The following is a 16,209-nucleotide window of genomic DNA, read 5'->3' on the forward strand; positions in this document are numbered from 1 at the left end:
GCCCGGGAGATCCAGGGCCGGCCGTTCTTCGCTGCGGAGGGGGCGACGGTGATACGTCAGCCCAGCATCGGGGCCGACTGGTAGATGTTGTTGTAGAACGACTGGTAGCGCGCCCGCCCCGCCTCGTCGACCTTGTCGCTCCGCGGCCGGGGCTTGGCGACCCGGTCGGCCGAACGCTTCGCCCAGTCCTGGGAGTCGTCGATGGCCAGGAAGGAGCCGAGACGGGCGAGTTCGCCCTCCGGGTCCTGCAGCAGCTCCTCGTAGGCGATGCGGATCACGCGGTCATCAGGCAGATCGCGCAGAGCATCGTCGGTCTGACGGGCCATCATCGCCTGCAGGGCGATGAGGTTCATCATGGACGCCTCGCTGCCCGCCCGGTAGTCGAGCACCGACGGGGTGAGGTTCTCCGGCAGCAGGTGCTCCAGGTCCGGCGGCACCTGCGCGCCCGGCGGGCGGGAGCCCTTGACGAACGGGTCGAAGCCGCACCGCTGCTGGAAGCTCACGCTCAGGTCTGCCATCAGGAACATCGAGTGGTTCGTCATGGACAGTGCCACGTCCACGATGTCCCGGGTCAAGTAGACGATCCGCACCCCGGGGAACATCTCCAGCAGCTCGGAGACATACAGGCCGGAGGCGGCGGACTTCTCCACCCAGCGCGGCTTGCCGACGTACTGGGCGAGCAGCGTGAAGAGCCGACGGTAGTGGGCGCCGAGCTGCTGGGTGGGGAACTGCGTGACCAGGCCGGCCAGTTCTTCCATCAGCTTGTCGGGATCTTCGCTGATCGCGGGCAGGGTGAAGCCGAGCAGCCCGGACAGCTCCGGCGGGGTCTCGTGACGGCTGAGGTCGTAACGGACCTCCTTGGGTACGCGGCCGAGGCGCACCACAGTGTTCATGGACAGCCATGGCTCGGTCACCAGCTGCCAGAACTGCTCGCCGCTCAGGACCTCCTGCACCATGCCCGCCTGGTACTGGGAGCCGAAGAACTCCAGCAGGGGGACCATGGCGGAGTGTTCGGCGAGCAGGTCCGACACCAGAGTCGAGCCACAACGACCGCTGCACACGATGATGGTGCCTGGATCGGTGCCCGGTGCGATCTGATCGGTGGACATCAATTCATCACTTTCTCACTCGTCGTGTCGATGTCATCTGTGCATCGACGACAGGCCGGCCATGGCCGAAATGATGTGGTCGGAGACAAGATTGACGATCTCCGACTGGTGATCGTTCAAGTAGAAGTGGCCGCCGGGGAACACTTGGAAGCTGATGGGGCCCGCGGCGTGGTCGGCCCAGGCGCGGACTTCCGAGAGTGTTGCTTTCGGGTCGTCCTTCCCGGCCAGCGCATATACCGGGCAGTTCAGCTTCGGCCCGGGTTCGTACTGGTAGGTCTCGATGGCCTTGTAGTCACTTCTGATCGCGGGCAGCACCATCCGCAGCAGTTCCTCGTCGCCGAGAAGTTGCGAGTTGGTGCCGTTGAGCGTCTGGAGTTCGGCCACGATTCGGTCGTCCGTGCCCCGGTGAACGAACTCGTCGCGGTGGGTGGACGGCGCCCGCCGCCCGGAGACGAACAGGCCCAGCGGGTCGATACCCACCAGCTCCATCCGGGCGGCCACCTCGAATGCCAGCGTCGCGCCCATGCTGTGCCCGAAGAGGGTGATCGGTTGGTCGGCCCAAGGGCGCAGCGCCGTGAAGATCTGGTCGGCCAGTTCCGGAATGTTCTCGATCGGCCTGTCGGATCTTCGGTCCTGCCGGCCCGGGTACTGCAGCGCGAGCACTTCCGTGGAAGGCGACATCGCTTTGGAGAGCGGGTAGTAGTAACTCGCCGAGCCGCCGGCGTGCGGGAAGCAGACCAGACGGGTGGTGGGACCCGGAGACGGATGGAACCGGCGTATCCAGGCAGTGCTGGCCGCGGGTATTCCTGGCATGTGGGGCGCTGTCCTTCCAGAGCGGAACGCCAGCGTCGCAGAGGATGCGAATTCGGCCGAAAATATTCAGTGAGCGCTGGCCGTCGTCAATTTGTAGCCGAGTGAGACATTCCCATCATGCTCCGAAAAGACCAACCCCTATTTCGCCCCTAAAGCCCCCCTAGCCCCTGGAGAATAACTCCACCATTTGCTGCGCCATCCCGTTTCTGGCGTGTTTTGCTCAGACGGCTGCTTACCATTCCGGCAAGGAATTGGCAGATGCCGAAGGTATCGTGCAGAATTAGTTGAGAATTTGGGGGTGGGGTGGACGTGTCCGAGGTTTCCGGAATAGCGGCGGACGACGACCACAGGCTGGCGGCGGCCCTGGCGCGCGGCGCCGGGCGACTGCTGCTGGGCGTCCGCGAGGAGCAGCTGCTGAGCGGCGCCGCGCTGGGACGGGCGGGCGATGCCCTGGCCCACGCGTGGATCGCCCGGGTGCTCGCCGAGCACGGGGACGCGTTGCTGTCGGAGGAGGGTGCCCTGGACCCCGCCCGGCTGGCGCACAGCCGGGTATGGGTGATCGACCCGCTGGACGGCACCCGCGAATACTCCGAGGGCCGTGCCGACTGGGCCGTGCACATCTGTCTCGCCCTGGACGGCGTGCCCCTTGCGGCTGCGGTCTGCCTGCCCGCCGAGGACACCACCTTCACCACCGGGTCGCCGACGGCCCCGCCCCCGGTGCCCGCGCCCTCTCCGTCGGCCGGGCCCCTTCGGATCGCGGTCAGCCGCAGCCGGCCGCCTGCCGTCGCGACAGCGGTTGCGGAACGCCTCGGCGCGCAACTGGTCCCGATGGGGTCGGCGGGCGCGAAGGCGATTGCGGTGCTGCGCGGCACGGTCGACGCCTATGTGCACGCCGGAGGCCAGTACGAGTGGGACTCGGCGGCCCCTGCGGGAGTGGTGGCGGCTGCCGGGCTGCACGTCTCCCGGCTGGACGGTTCGCCGCTGCGCTACAACCGCCCGGACCCGTACCTGCCCGACCTGCTGGTGTGCCGTCAGGAAGCCGCGGAGCGGCTGCTGGAGACGATCGCCGCGGAATCTGTCGCGCTCACCGTGGAGGCCCGATGAGGACAATGGTGGACACCGCGCCGATACTGAGCCACCTGGAGCGGCTTGAGGCGGAGAGCATCCACATCATGCGGGAGGCGGTCGGCGACAGCGAGCGCCCGGTGATGCTGTACTCCATGGGCAAGGACAGCTCGGTCATGCTGCACCTCGCGCTCAAGGCGTTCTACCCGGGCAAGCCCCCCTTCCCGCTGCTGCACGTGGACACCACGTGGAAGTTCCGCGAGATGATCGAGTTCCGGGACCGGGCCGCCGCGGAGCTGGACATGGACGTGCTGGTTCACCGGAATCCCGAGTGTCTTGAGCTCGACATCAACCCGTTCACCCACGGCTCCGCCGTGCACACCGACATGTGGAAGACCGCCGGACTCAAGCAGGCGCTGGACACCCACGGTTTCGACATGGCCTTCGGCGGTGCCCGCAGGGACGAGGAGAAGTCCCGTGCCAAGGAGCGGATCTTCTCCATCCGTTCCGCCCAGCACCGCTGGGACCCCAAGCGCCAGCGCCCCGAGCTGTGGCAGCTGTACAACGTCCGCACCGCGCAGGGCGAGAGCGTCCGGGTGTTCCCGCTGTCCAACTGGACCGAACTGGACATCTGGCTCTACATCTACATGGAGAAGATCCCCGTCGTGCCGCTGTATCTGGCTGCCCGCCGTCCCGTGGTGGAGCGGGACGGGGCGCTGATCATGGTGGACGACGACCGGATGCCGCTGCGGCCCGGCGAGCAGCCGATGCTGCGCGACGTCCGGTTCCGGACCCTCGGCTGCTACCCCCTCACCGGTGCGGTGGAGAGCACCGCGGACACGCTGTCGGCGGTGATCCGCGAAATGCTGCTCAGCACCACCTCCGAGCGGCAGGGACGCATGATCGACCACGATTCCTCGGCCTCCATGGAGCGCAAGAAGCAGGAAGGCTACTTCTGATGGTCAACACCACGAAGCTGGTGTCCGGGGACATCGAGGAGTATCTGCGCGGGCACGAGCGCAAGGACTTGCTGCGGCTGATCACCTGCGGCAGCGTCGACGACGGCAAGAGCACCCTGATCGGGCGGCTGCTCTACCAGTCGCACCTCATCTTCGAGGACCAGCTCGCCGCGCTGGAGGCCGACTCCGCGCGCTCCGGCACCCGCGGGGGCGACCTGGACCTGGCCCTGCTCGTGGACGGCCTGGCCGCCGAACGGGAGCAGGGCATCACCATCGATGTCGCCTACCGCTTCTTCACCACCGACAAGCGCAAGTTCATCGTCGCCGACACCCCCGGGCACGAGCAGTACACCCGCAACATGGTCACCGGCGCCTCCACCGCGGACATCGCGGTGATCCTGGTGGATGCGCGCAAGGGTGTCCTCACCCAGACCAGGCGGCACAGCTACCTGGTCTCCCTGCTCGGCATCCGCACCGTCGTGCTCGCGGTCAACAAGCTGGACCTGGTGGACTACTCGCCCGATGTCTTCGACCGGATCGAGCGGGACTTCCGGGAGTTCGCCGGGGACATCGGCCTGACCGACATCACCTGCATCCCCACCTCCGCACTGCGCGGCGAGAACATCACCGAGCCCAGCGTCCACATGCCGTGGTACTCGGGCCCCACCCTGCTGCACCACCTGGAGACGGTGACACCGGCGGGCAGCGGCGACGCCCGCCCGAACGGCACCGGCTTCCGGCTGCCCGTGCAGTACGTCAACCGTCCCGACTCCGAATTCCGCGGCTTCTGCGGAACGGTCGTCGGCGGCACCGTGCAGCCGGGGGACCGGGTCCGGGTCCTCCCGGCGGGCACGGTGAGCCGCATTGCGCGGGTGGTCACCTGGGACGGCGACCTGGATGTGGCCGCCACCGGCCAGGCGGTCACGCTCACCCTCACCGACGAGATCGACGTCAGCCGGGGCGATCTGCTGTGCTCCGCCGACGACCCGGCCCAGGTCGCCGACCGCTTCGAGGCCCACCTGGTGTGGATGGCGGAACAGCCGATGCTCCCCGGCCGCCCGTACTTGGTCAAGACAGGCACCAGGACGGTCGGCGCCACCATCACCCAGATCCAGCACACCGTGAACGTCAACACCCTGGAACGCGACCCCGCCAAAGCGCTCCGGCTCAACGAGATCGGGCTGTGCGAGATTGCCTTCGACCAGCCCGTCGCGTTCGACCCGTACCTGGACAACCGGCACACCGGCGGCTTCATCGTCATCGACCGGCTGACCAACACCACCGTGGGCGCGGGGCTGCTGCGGTCCGCCTCCCGCCGCGCCGGGGACGTGCACTGGCAGAGTGTGGACATCGACAAGAGCGCGCGGGCCGAACTCGGCGGCCACCGGCCCTGCGTGGTCTGGCTGACCGGTCTGTCCGGTGCGGGCAAGTCCACCATCGCGAACCTGCTCGAAAAGCATCTGCACAGCTTGGGCAAGCGCACTTATCTGCTGGACGGCGACAACGTCCGGCACGGGCTCAACCGCGACCTCGGATTCAGCGAGGCGGACCGGGTGGAGAACATCCGGCGGGTGGCCGAGGTCGCCGGGCTCATGGTCGACGCGGGGCTGATCGTGCTGGTCTCGTTCATCTCGCCGTTCCGCGCGGAACGCCACATGGCCCGCGGGCTGGTGGCCGACGGAGAGTTCTGCGAGGTCTTCGTGGACACCCCGCTCGCGGTGGCGCAGGAACGCGACCCCAAGGGGCTCTACCGCAAGGCGCTCCGCGGAGAGCTGCCGGACTTCACCGGCATCGACTCGCCGTACGAGGCGCCGGTCCACCCGGACGTGCGCATCGACACCACCGAGTGCTCCCCCGAAGAGGCCGTCGAGGCCATCGTGGCGCAGCTGACCGGCATGGGCGTACTGCGCTGAATCCGGCGCCGGGACACGCCCGTCACCCCCAACAGACCATTTTCCTCCCCCGAGTGAGCGGCGCGGCCAGTGGGAACACCGGCCGCGCCGCTCACGCATCTGCGCCCGCGCTCAGACCCCGGTGGGCCGCAGTCCCACGAGCCGGGTCCGGTCCAGCGGCGCGGGCCGCCGTTCCAGCCGCGCCTCCAGCAGCGCCGCCGCCTCGGCGTGGTGTCCGGCCGAAGTGAGTGTGAACAGCAGCGTCTCCTCGATGACGTCGCGCTGTGCCGCGCTGCCGCCGAGCGCGCCGAGCCGAGGCCCCAGGTTCTGCAGGATCGGCAGCGCGCTTGCCCAGGACCGGTCGAGCACCGAGGTCAGCGCGGTGCACAGCGGGGCGACGACCTCACGGAAGACCGGCAGCGCGTGCCGCGCGGCGGTCCCGCGCAGCCGCGCCAGACCGGCCGGATCCTCGGCGGCCGCCAGCGAGAGCGCGCAGTGCAGCGCGGCGAACGCCGTCGGCGGCTCGGCCAGCCATCCCTCGGGGGCATGGGCCAGCACCTCATCGGCCGGCTGCGGGCCCTCCCAGGACCGGGTCATCCGGCAGCGCCACAGTAGGGCGCCGGAGTCGACCAGCGCACGGGCGCCGGTGACCGTCGGCGGGGCCAGCTGATCCAGGTAGCGGCTGCGCACCGCGTCCGCCTGACCGGTCATCAGCTCGTGCAGGGCGGCGTGCCAGCAGAAGTGCGCCCGGTTGTTGGCCCGCGGCCCCTCCACCCGTATCCACTCGTTCAGCCACGCGAGCCCCTCGGTGTGCTGCCCGGTCTCGTAGAAGACATGGGCGCGGGCGTGCACCGCGTGGCCGGAGGAGGGCACGGCCGCAAGCGCGCGGGCGGCCAGCGCCTCGGCCTCGTCCCACCGTTCCTGCTCCTGCCGGACGAACGCGAGCTGTCCCAGGTACCACCAGTCGTCCCCGTACGCCGGGGCCAGTCCCTCCACCAGCTGCCAGGTCTGCTCGCCGCAGGTCACCCCGCCGAAGGCGATGGTGGGCACCGCCAGGCTCACCGCGAACGCGTCGCGCGGGTGGTCCTCGATGTGCCGCAGCAGCGCGGTGTCGCCCTCGGCCGGGGTGCCGTCGACCCGGGCGGCGACCGCGGCGACGAAGCTCCGCTCCCGCTCGTCCGCCCCCCGGCCCAGGCCTCCGGCCGCGGCCGCGAGCGCCGCCGGCACGTTCACCTGCGCGCCCCACTCGTGGCCGAGCAGGGCGAGCGCCGCGTGCCCGACGGCGAACTCAGGGTCGAGGCGGACCGCCTCGGCGATGGGCCCCTCGACGCCGGACGCCACGCGCAGGATCCGGTCGAGCCCCTCGTTGTAGGCCGCCGCCGCTTCGGGGGTGGTGCTCAACCGCAGGCCGTGGTGGTCCGTCGGAGTACGGCGGGACCCCGGCCGGGGCCGGGGCGCGGCGGTCAGCGTGGCCACCACGGCGGCGGCGACCTCGGCGGCCTGGGTCCGGATCTCCGGGATCGCGGTGCTCTCCCACAGGCTGCCGCGGCGGGTGGCGCCGAGCGTCCACAGCGGGGCGTCGGGTGTCCCGGGCGCGGTCGAGACCCTGCCGTCGGGGCCGGTGTGCAGGCCGAGTCCCAGCGGCCCGGGGACGGCGAGGCCGGCCGTGAACAGCGCGGCGGCCAGCGGGTCCGAGGTCCGGCGCGGGTCGGCCTGGGGGCCGGTGCAGTTGACGACGGCGCCGACGGCGAGCCGCCGGCCGTCGGTGAGGGTGATCTGCGGCCCGCCTCCGGTGAGGACCGCACCGGCCACCTCCCCGGCGCCCACCGTCAGCCGCCCGGCTTCCCGCGCGTCCGTGACCCGGGCGGCGGTGACCGGCGGCATCCGGTGCCGGTGCACGTCCCACACGCGCGCGTCGGCGCGCAGGAATCTGGCGCGGTCGTGCTCCGGCAGCCCCTGCCACAGCGCGGCAGTCATCGGGCGCAGACCGTCGAGGGCGGGCCGCCAGTCCCCGTGATGGCGCCGGGTGCGTGCCACATGGCGCAGCACCGCACCGCGCAGTTCGTCCAGTCCGGTACAGCCGGTGAGGTCCGGCGGGGCGACGGGCGCCGGGGCGGCGGCATGCGGCTGGGGGAGCAGTCCGGAGCGGGAGACCGCGTGCAGGGTGCGGCCCGGCCGGTCGAGGGACATCGCGACGTCCACCATGGTCAGCCCGGTGCCGACCAGCAGCACGTCCGCGTCGTGCGGGACCCGGTCGAGTGCCCCGGGCGCCCACGGGTCCGCGATGAAGACGTCCGACTCGCGGAGCGCGGCCGGCGCCCAGTCGGCGCACGGCGGGTGGTTGCCGGTGGCCAGCACGGCGGCGTCCACGGTGGCGGTACTGCCGGAGGCCAGCCGCAGTGCCAGCCGCCGGTCCGCGCGCGTGGCCACGACCACGCGGTCGCGCAGCCGGACGAGGCGTCCGGGTCCGCGGGCCGACCGGTCGGCGAGGTGATCGGCGAGGTAGGCGCCGAAGAGGCGGCGTGGGACGAACCGGCCGGGGTCCGCGAGGTGGCCGGCGTGCTCGCGCAGCCAGCGCACGAAGTCGTCCGGATCGTCGGGGCTGGCGCTCATACGCCCGGCCGGGACGTTCAGCAGGTGGCGTTCGTCCGGCGTCGAGTAGGCGATTCCGCGGCCCGTCGTCTCCGCCGGGTCGATGAGGCCGATCTCCAGCGGCAGGCCGTGGGTGGTGGCTGCCTCCAGCAGGCGGGCCGCGGTGATTGCTCCCGCTGCCCCGGCGCCGATGACTGCGACGCGGTAGTTCGGTTCTCCACCGATCATTGGTGAGATACCCCCAGCTCAGAACCTATGTCTACTTTTTTGATAGACAAAGTTATCGGTGGTCCGAGGCTATGAGGAGAGGGCTCGCCCGGCCGCCCCGCGCTACCCTTAGCGACCCCCTAGCGGGTGACGCCCGAACCCGTCGGCTCCAAGGGGTAGGGCCCGAGCACGGTTCGCAGAAGGATTGATGACGTGAGGATCTCGGCCAAGGCGGACTACGCGTTGCGCGCCACGGCCCAACTGGCCCTGGACGCCGCCGGAGGAACCCCGGTCAAGGCAAGCCGGATAGCCGCGGAGCAGGACATCCCGCTGAAGTTCCTGCAAGGGGTGCTGGCGGAGCTGAAGCGGGCACGGATTGTACGCAGCACGCGGGGGCCCGAGGGAGGATTCCTGCTGGGGCGGCCGGCGGAGGAGATCACTCTCGCCGATGTGTACCGGGCGGTGGACGGCCCGTTGATCAATGTGCGCGACGCCCGGCTCACCGAGCTTCAGTACGCGGGCCCCGCCGAGCCCTTGCGCGAGGTCTGGATGGCTGCACGGACCAGTCTGCGCAATGTGCTGGAACAGGTGACCCTTGCGGAGATCGCCTCGGGCGGGCTGCCCGAGGCGATCACTCTGCTTGCGGATCAGTACCGGAACGACGTACGGATCTACCAGTAGCCGCTGTTCACTCCGACCTGGGCGGGGGGAACGTCCCCTGCGGATCGGCAGTCCTGTTCTTCATCCTCCTCGGCAGGAGGATCGGGGCGGAAGCCTCCTCGGCCGCGGCCACGATGCGCAGCTGCATCGTCATCTCGCCGAGCGAATCCCGGTCGGGTACGCGCCGTTGCGCATCCGGCGAGCCGAGCGCGTTGAAGTCGCTGAAGCGCAGCTGCATGGTCGTCTCGCTGAGCCGCTGCGGCTGGTGGTCCCCGGCGTTCTCCGTCGCCGGGGAAGGGGCGCCCGCGGTGGCCTTGACCAACTCCAGGCCCTCGGCTTCCGGAGCGTCCTCCTCGGGCGTCCCGGTGACCTCGTCGGCGTCCGGCGCCGTCCGGATCGGGACCTCCTTGATCATCAGGGCAGCCACGAACCCGAGCACCAGTACACAGGCCGCGATCAGGAAGACCAGGTCGATGGACTCGGTGAACCCGGCCCTGAACGGCCTGGCCAGGCGGGGATCGAGGTGCTCGAGGAACGACGAGTCCGACAGCAGGTGCCCGGTGTCACCGGTGTCCAGCGCTTTGAAGAACGGGGCGTTGTCCGGATCCGTGTGCACTGCGGGGTCCTGCATGGCCGCCAGGAAGTCCGGGTCATGGCGCGCAGCCTTGAAGGAATCGGTGATGTTGCCGCCCACGGTGTGGAACAGCACCGACAGCAGCGCGGCCACGCCCAGCGAGCCGCCGATCTGCCGGAAGAAGGTGACGAGCGCGGTGCCCAGCCCCATCGCCCGCACCGGAACGGCGTTCTGCGCGGCGGCGGTCAGGGTCTGCATGCAGTTGCCCAGGCCGAGACCGAAGATCCCCATGAACAGCAGTGGCTGCCACAGCGGAGTGTCCACCTCCACGGTGTAGAAGAGGCCGAGGCCGATGGCGGTGAGGGCCGCACCGACCACCGTGAAGATCTTGTAGCGGCCACTGCGCGCGATCCCGCCGCCCGAGATGATCGACCCGATCATGATGCCGAGCATCAGCGGAAGCGTCATCAGTCCCGCCTCCGTGGGCGACGCGCCCCGGGCGATCTGCAGGTACTGCGGGGCGAGCACGATGCCGCCGAACATGCCGACACCCACCAGCGCGGCGGTCACCATCGACATGCGGAAGGTCGGAATGGTGAACAGCCGCAGCGGGATGAGCGCCTCGTGCTTCATGCGGCGCTCGATCAGCAGGAAGGCGATCAACGAGACCCCGCCCAGCACGTAACAGGCGATCGAGCGGATCGAGTCCCAACCCCAGTCGTCGCCCTGCTCGGCGACGACCAGGACCGGCACCACACACAGCGGCAGCAGGGCCGCGCCCCACCAGTCGATCCGGTGTTCACTGCGCTGGTGCGGGAGCTTGAGCACCTTGGACACGACGATCAGGGCGAGGATGCCGGTGGGTGCGTTGACCAGGAAGACCCAGCGCCATCCGGTGATCCCGAGGATCTCGCTCTGACCCGACAGCAGACCGCCCAGCAGTGGCCCGAGCACACTGGATGTGCCCCACACCGCGAAGAAGGCGCCCTGGTACTTGGGGCGGTCCCGTGGCGGGACGATGTCGGCGATGATCGTGAGTCCGAGCGTGACCAGGCCTCCCGCGCCGACGCCCTGCAGTCCGCGGAACGCGGCCAGTTGGTACATGGAGTCGGCGTACGCACAGGCGATCGAGCCTACGATGAAGACCGAGATGGCGCCGATGAAGAAGGGCTTGCGCCCGTAGATGTCGGACAGTTTGCCGTACAGCGGCGTGGTCACCGCCAGGGCGACCAGATAGGCGGTACTGACCCAGGCTTGGACATCCAGGCCCTGCAGATCGTCGGCGATGGTCCGCATCGACGTGGACACGATTGTCTGGTCCAGCGAGGACAGGAACATGCTGAGCATCAGGCCTGCGATGATCAACCTGATCTGACGCGGGGTGATGTCCGGGCGGGGTGTGTCGTCCGCTGACGGGGGGCGGTTCATGAGTACGGCTCCCTCGGGGGCGGTTGCGTCTCTTGGGGGGTGGGGGAGGTGCCTCTTGGGGGGAGCAGAGGCGCCCGGTGCGGTCGTCTGCGGACCGCCGGGGACAGGTGACGGCCGGGCTCAGTAACGGCCGGCGGCGTGCCGGGCGGCCTCGGCCTTCTTCGCCTTGTCCTTGGCGTTGCTGGAGCGCACCATCTCCAGGTAGATCGGCAGGACCGAGAGCAGCGCGATGCCGATGATGACCAGCTCGAAGTGGTCGTGCACGAACGCGACCTTGCCGAGGTAGTACCCGGCGGCAGGGACACCCGCGGCCCACATCACGCCACCGATGGCGGAGTACGTGAAGTACCGCACCGGGTTCATCCGGCCGACTCCGGCCATCGTGGTGATGAAGGTCCGCACGATCGGCACGAAACGGCCGATGACAATAGCCCGCGCACCGTAGCGCGCGAAGAACTCATTGGTCCTTTCGACGTGCTCACGCTTGAACAGCTTGGAATTCGGCTTGCTGAACAGCGCGGGCCCGGCCTGCCAGCCGATCCAGTAGCCGACCACGTTTCCGAGGAACGCGGAGACGACCAGCAGGACACAGGTCAGCCAGAACGGTGTGTCGATCACGCCTTGGGCGCAGAACATGCCCGCGGGGAAGAGCAGGATGTCCCCGGGCAGGAAGAAGCCGATGAGCAGCCCGCACTCGGCGAAGACAATCAGGCACAGCCCGAGCAACAGGTACGGGCCGAGAGAGTCGGAGAGCTGGTCGAAATCCCACAGCGTTTTGAAACTGAATGATGCCAAAGTGGCGCTGAGTGCGACGGTCATGTGCCGACACAGTACAGACGGGAAAATGCGATATCACGGGGCTAGGGGAGGGCTAGGGGGTGCCCCGGCAACCGGTGGGGCGATACCCCTAGCACCGTGGTGGACATGGAGGACACGGCAGCCCCGGGGAAATGCCCGCCATTCCCGACACCCCTCGGAACGTACGGTCCCTGTGGGCACCGCGGTCGGCCGGAACGGGTCCACGGGCGGCCCGGCGACGGCGGCGGCGAAGAAGATCCGCAAGGTCGTCTGTCGTTCCGCTGTTCCGCGAACGCGATCGACCCGTCGACGCGCTCCTACGAAAGGCCGTCCGCGTACCCGGGGACACGTTCCGAACGAGTCGGCACCGCGATGGCGGTGAGGACCAGTCCCTCGCTCACCAGCCAGCGCCCTTCGAGCCGGTCCGGCAACGGGGGCTCACCGGCGGGAGGGGCGGGACGGGGTGCGAGCAGCTGCACCGTGAATGTCATCGCGGCCGGGGCGAAGACGATGTCGGCGTCCTCGAACCCCAGGCGCTGGCCCGTGCAGGGGTTCCAGGCCTTGTAGACGGACTCCTTCGCGCTGAACAGCAGGCGGTCCCAGAACACCCCTCGGTGCCGGGCCAGATGTTCCTCCACCCGCAGCTTCTCCCGCGGCAGTGCGATCGCTTCCAGGATCCCGGCGGGCAGGGGTCCGTGCGGTTCGGCGTCGATGCCCAGCATCCTGATGTCCGTGTCCCGCGCCAACGCCGCGCCCCGGTATCCGGCACAGTGCGTGAGGCTTCCGACGGTCTGCCGGGGCCAGCGGGGGGCACCGTGCCGACCGGGCAGTACCGGGCCGGAGGTCAGGCCCAGTTCACTCATTGCCTGCCGCGCGCAGTGACGGACGGTGGTGAACTCGCGGCGCCGTGAGTCCACCGCGTTGCTGATGAGGGCTGCTTCCTCCGGGAACAGCTCTGCCTCCGACAGATCGTCGCGCGATTCTGCGACGGCTATACAGGACGGCAGTATCCGCTGCAGCATGATCAGGCTTCCTTCTGCTGGGTTTCCCTGTGCCTTGCCCGATGGCCCGCCGGCAGGCGGCTACTTCGGCAGGATCCGGCGGGGCGGCACCGTGGGGCGGTGCCCGGGGCGCTGCCATTCACGGGGGTAGCCGAGCGAGACTTCCTCGAAGCGCACTCCGTCGTGCCAGGTCGTGCGGGGAATGTGCAGATGCCCGTAGACCACGGCCTCGACGTTGAAGCGCCGGTGCCAGTCGGCCGTGCGTTCCGTGCCGCACCACAACGCGAACTCCGGGTAGCGCAGGATCCTGGTGGGCTCCCGTACCAGCGGATAGTGGTTGACCAGCACGACGGGCAGATCCGGATCCAGGGCGGCCAGCCGCGCCTCCGTCTCCACCACCCGGTGCTCACACCACTCCTGGCGGCTGGCATACGGGTCGGGGAAGAGGAAGAACTCGTCGGTACACACGACCCCCTTCTCGTGCGCCTCGGCGAGAGCCTGCTCCCGGGACAGCCGGGGGTGGGTGCGGAAGGTGTAGTCGTAGAGCAGGAAGAGCGGAGCCACGACGACGGGCCCCTGCGGCCCCTCCCAGACGGGATACGGATCCTCGGGGGTGACGACACCCAGCTCGCGGCAGAGCCGGACAAGGTACTGATACCGCTCGACGCCACGCAGCTGAACCGTGTCCTGGCGGGGGGTCCAGAGCTCGTGATTGCCCGGCGCCCACACCACCTTGGCGAAATTCCGGCTGAGGGCGCGCAGGGCCCAGGCGATGTCCTCGGTCAGTTCGCCGATGTCTCCGGCGACCAGGAGCCAGTCCTCGGCGGTCCGGGGACGCAGCTCCTCGACGATCTTCCGGTTCTGCTCGTAGGCGATATGGAGATCGCTGATGGCCAGCAGGTTCCCGTGGTTCAAGATCACCTGTCCAAACAGAGGGTGGTACCGGCATGTTCGTCCTTGCGCGCACAGACTTGCGGCTTCGGGAATCCGTGCAGCTGTACGAAATTTATCGCGGCCACCATGGTTTCAGATTCGCCCTGTTCCGCCACCCCTAACCACGACCGCACCCCCGGTGAACCGCACCGGACGGGTGACCGTGAGTTCGGTGGGCACCCACCCCGCCGTCGAGGTGGTGCAGACCGCGGACATCGTCATCACCATGGGCTGCAGCGACGCCTGCCCGATCTTCCCCGGCAAGAAGTACCTCCTGGCCACTCGACGACCCCGCCGGGCAGGCGTCGAGGTTGTCCGCCCGATCCTTGATGAGATCAAGGCGCGTATCGAGGCCCTCATCGCCGAGATCGATGCGAAGAGCGAGTGACTCCCGCAGGTCAGGAAGGTAACAATGCCGGGTTCGAATCTCCTGGGCTCCACAGCAAAGTGCCCCCTGACATGCGAGAACGCATGTCAGGGGGCACTTTTTGCGTCGTGCCGGTCCGGCTGTCGTGCCGGTCCGGCTGTGGTCAGGGGCGGTCGTCGCGATCGGTGCCGTCCAGGCCGTTCGCTTCGGTGTCGGACTGCTTGGGCCGGGCGTCCGGGTCGAATCCCGTCTGCCCGCTGCCGTCGACCGAGGACAGCGGTGCGCGGTCGTCGGACACCTCCGTGGGCGCCGGCGGTTCGACGAGCCAGTCCGGGTTGGCCTGCTTGTCCCACCACCTCCAGGCGGCGTAGGCGCCACCGGCCACGATGGCCAGCACGGTGAGATTCTTGGCCAGCCGGCCTGCCTTGGCCCGCCGCTGGTGCTTCTTGACCAGCTTCCGGATGTCCTTGGCCGTCACCTGGCCGCGCAGTACCGCCAGCGCCGCCGCACTGCGTGCGGTGGCCTCCTCGGCCATCGGCTGGGCCACGGACACCGCGTGCTCGACGCGTGGCACGGTGTAGTCCGCGGCGCTCCGGGCGGCGTGGCGGGTGCGGACCACGGCGCGTTGCGCGGCCAGGTCCACCTTGGGCGGCACATGCGTACGTGCCTGTTCGATGTGTGGTGCGAGGTGTGCCACGTACTGGACACGAGCCTGGTGGGCTGCCTTGGACATCTTGGGCGCGAGTCGCACACGTGCCTCGTGTGCGTAGTGCGCTGCCTGTTCCTTGGTCATGTCGGCATAGGGCGCCACCACTTCCGCGGCGTGCTGCGCGCTCTCCTTCGCCGAGTCGGTTGCGGCGCGCACGCTGTCGATGCGGGTCACGAGATCCTCCTCCTTGGTGGCGGGTAGGTACTCCGCCTTTCCACCCATTTCGAAATCATGCCCGCCGGTGCCCCGCGTGGCATGCGGGGCGGGCATCCGGGTCATGAATCGCTTCTCGGACATTGCGGTGCAAGGGGAGCGTGCCGACGACAATGCCACGGTTCGGGCCGGCGCGCGCTGCGTCGTCGCGTACTCGGCCGTATGGGCCCCGGCGGCCGGATGTCGCGGTGGGTCCTCCGTGCGAGGATCGGTGGACGTCAGCGAGGACTTACGGAAGGCAGATTGTGGCCGAGCAGCTTTACGCCACCTTGAAGACCAACCAAGGCGACATCGAGATCCGGCTCCTGCCGAACCACGCGCCCAAAACGGTCAAGAACTTCGTCGAGCTCGCCAAGGGAGAGCGTGAGTGGACCCACCCGGCGACCGGGCAGAAGTCCACGGACAAGCTGTACGACGGCACCGTCTTCCACCGGGTCATCAGCGGCTTCATGATTCAGGGCGGCGACCCGCTGGGCAATGGCACGGGCGGCCCGGGGTACGAGTTCGGTGACGAGTTCCACCCGGACCTCAGCTTCAACAAGCCCTACCTGCTGGCCATGGCCAACGCCGGCCCGGGCACGAACGGCTCGCAGTTCTTCCTGACCGTGTCGCCGACCGCGTGGCTGACCCGTAAGCACACCATCTTCGGTGAGGTCGCCAACGACGCCGGCAAGAAGGTCGTGGACGCCATCGCGGCCGTGCCGACCAACCCGCGTACCAACCGCCCGGTCCAGGACGTGGTGATCGAGTCCGTCGTCGTCGAGACCCGCTGAATCCGGTCCACCGCTGATCGGTCCCGGCTCCACGGGGAACCAACCGCCCTGCTCGTCCGTACTGTTACATAGCGGACGAGCAGGGCGTCGGCATGTTCGTCGCCGTCAGGACCAGG

General features: G+C 69.2%; 13 protein-coding genes and 1 pseudogene. 6 read left to right on the forward strand and 8 right to left on the reverse strand.

Annotated elements, in window-relative coordinates; translation table 11 throughout:
* Positions 1-56: 56 nt before the first annotated feature.
* Both ACFT7S_RS02530 and ACFT7S_RS02535 read right to left on the reverse strand, forming a co-directional pair.
* Positions 57-1,109, reverse strand: coding sequence for a sulfotransferase family protein (locus ACFT7S_RS02530; protein ID WP_382725925.1), 1,053 nt, complete (start codon positions 1,107-1,109; stop codon positions 57-59).
* A gap of 33 nt (positions 1,110-1,142) precedes the next feature.
* Positions 1,143-1,922, reverse strand: a complete 780-nt coding sequence (locus ACFT7S_RS02535) for a thioesterase II family protein (RefSeq protein ID WP_382725928.1) — start codon at positions 1,920-1,922, stop codon at positions 1,143-1,145.
* A gap of 309 nt (positions 1,923-2,231) precedes the next feature.
* Here ACFT7S_RS02535 and ACFT7S_RS02540 point away from each other — a divergent pair, with 309 nt between their 5' ends.
* Genes ACFT7S_RS02540 through cysN form a run of 3 tightly spaced genes read left to right on the forward strand, consistent with a single transcriptional unit; the run spans position 2,232 to position 5,859 of the window.
* Complete coding sequence (locus tag ACFT7S_RS02540) at positions 2,232-3,026, forward strand: 3'(2'),5'-bisphosphate nucleotidase CysQ (RefSeq protein ID WP_382725929.1); 795 nt, start codon at positions 2,232-2,234, stop codon at positions 3,024-3,026.
* 5 nt (positions 3,027-3,031) lie between these two features.
* Positions 3,032-3,946, forward strand: coding sequence for a sulfate adenylyltransferase subunit CysD (cysD, locus tag ACFT7S_RS02545; protein WP_382726788.1), 915 nt, complete (start codon positions 3,032-3,034; stop codon positions 3,944-3,946).
* Complete coding sequence (gene cysN / locus ACFT7S_RS02550) at positions 3,946-5,859, forward strand: sulfate adenylyltransferase subunit CysN (protein ID WP_382725932.1); 1,914 nt, start codon at positions 3,946-3,948, stop codon at positions 5,857-5,859. The genes cysD and cysN overlap by 1 nt, the downstream gene beginning before the upstream one ends.
* Positions 5,860-5,970: 111 nt before the next feature.
* On the opposite strand, the gene ACFT7S_RS02555 is transcribed toward cysN, so the two are convergent.
* Positions 5,971-8,658: an FAD/NAD(P)-binding protein gene (locus ACFT7S_RS02555; protein ID WP_382725935.1), complete on the reverse strand. Its 2,688-nt coding sequence runs from the start codon at positions 8,656-8,658 to the stop codon at positions 5,971-5,973.
* Between the two features lie 192 nt (positions 8,659-8,850).
* Here ACFT7S_RS02555 and ACFT7S_RS02560 point away from each other — a divergent pair, with 192 nt between their 5' ends.
* Complete coding sequence (locus ACFT7S_RS02560) at positions 8,851-9,318, forward strand: RrF2 family transcriptional regulator (RefSeq protein ID WP_382725938.1); 468 nt, start codon at positions 8,851-8,853, stop codon at positions 9,316-9,318.
* 7 nt (positions 9,319-9,325) lie between these two features.
* Here ACFT7S_RS02560 and ACFT7S_RS02565 read toward each other — a convergent pair whose 3' ends face one another.
* The 4 genes from ACFT7S_RS02565 to ACFT7S_RS02580 form a co-directional block, all read right to left on the reverse strand.
* The gene (locus tag ACFT7S_RS02565; RefSeq protein ID WP_382725941.1) at positions 9,326-11,299 is read right to left on the reverse strand and encodes an MDR family MFS transporter; all 1,974 of its coding nucleotides are present in this window, start codon (positions 11,297-11,299) and stop codon (positions 9,326-9,328) included.
* Between the two features lie 120 nt (positions 11,300-11,419).
* Complete coding sequence (locus tag ACFT7S_RS02570) at positions 11,420-12,118, reverse strand: DedA family protein (protein WP_382725943.1); 699 nt, start codon at positions 12,116-12,118, stop codon at positions 11,420-11,422.
* 296 nt (positions 12,119-12,414) lie between these two features.
* Entirely contained in the window at positions 12,415-13,119 is a 705-nt protein-coding gene (locus tag ACFT7S_RS02575; protein WP_382725946.1) for a 4'-phosphopantetheinyl transferase, read from the reverse strand.
* Positions 13,120-13,179: 60 nt separating this feature from the next.
* On the reverse strand, positions 13,180-14,013 hold the full coding sequence (locus tag ACFT7S_RS02580; RefSeq protein ID WP_382725948.1) for a metallophosphoesterase family protein: 834 nt from the start codon (positions 14,011-14,013) through the stop codon (positions 13,180-13,182).
* A 211-nt stretch (positions 14,014-14,224) separates the two neighbouring features.
* Here ACFT7S_RS02580 and ACFT7S_RS02585 point away from each other — a divergent pair.
* Positions 14,225-14,419, forward strand: a pseudogene (locus ACFT7S_RS02585) (phosphotyrosine protein phosphatase); the annotation flags it as partial.
* Positions 14,420-14,561: 142 nt separating this feature from the next.
* On the opposite strand, the gene ACFT7S_RS02590 reads toward ACFT7S_RS02585, so the two are convergent.
* Positions 14,562-15,281 carry a DUF5324 family protein gene (locus ACFT7S_RS02590; RefSeq protein WP_382726789.1) on the reverse strand — a complete coding sequence of 240 codons (720 nt, stop codon included), beginning with the start codon at positions 15,279-15,281 and terminating at the stop codon, positions 14,562-14,564.
* Positions 15,282-15,565: 284 nt separating this feature from the next.
* On the opposite strand from ACFT7S_RS02590, the gene ACFT7S_RS02595 reads away from it, so the two are divergent.
* A complete protein-coding gene (locus ACFT7S_RS02595) occupies positions 15,566-16,093 on the forward strand; it encodes a peptidylprolyl isomerase (RefSeq protein WP_382725950.1) in 528 nt (175 codons plus the stop codon).
* Positions 16,094-16,209 lie beyond the last annotated feature (116 nt).

Origin of the sequence: Streptomyces sp. NPDC057136, from assembly GCF_042670885.1 — a bacterium.
Taxonomy (GTDB): domain Bacteria; phylum Actinomycetota; class Actinomycetes; order Streptomycetales; family Streptomycetaceae; genus Streptomyces.

Excerpts from the sequence above, each read along its gene's own strand:
- ACFT7S_RS02530 (WP_382725925.1), bottom strand. The coding sequence starts at position 1,109 with ATGTCCACCGATCAGATCGCACCGGGCACCGATCCAGGCACCATCATC.
- ACFT7S_RS02535 (WP_382725928.1), bottom strand. The coding sequence starts at position 1,922 with ATGCCAGGAATACCCGCGGCCAGCACTGCCTGGATACGCCGGTTCCAT.
- cysD (WP_382726788.1), top strand. The coding sequence starts at position 3,032 with ATGGTGGACACCGCGCCGATACTGAGCCACCTGGAGCGGCTTGAGGCG.
- cysN (WP_382725932.1), top strand. The coding sequence starts at position 3,946 with ATGGTCAACACCACGAAGCTGGTGTCCGGGGACATCGAGGAGTATCTG.
- ACFT7S_RS02555 (WP_382725935.1), bottom strand. The coding sequence starts at position 8,658 with ATGATCGGTGGAGAACCGAACTACCGCGTCGCAGTCATCGGCGCCGGG.
- ACFT7S_RS02565 (WP_382725941.1), bottom strand. The coding sequence starts at position 11,299 with ATGAACCGCCCCCCGTCAGCGGACGACACACCCCGCCCGGACATCACC.
- ACFT7S_RS02570 (WP_382725943.1), bottom strand. The coding sequence starts at position 12,118 with ATGACCGTCGCACTCAGCGCCACTTTGGCATCATTCAGTTTCAAAACG.
- ACFT7S_RS02575 (WP_382725946.1), bottom strand. The coding sequence starts at position 13,119 with ATGCTGCAGCGGATACTGCCGTCCTGTATAGCCGTCGCAGAATCGCGC.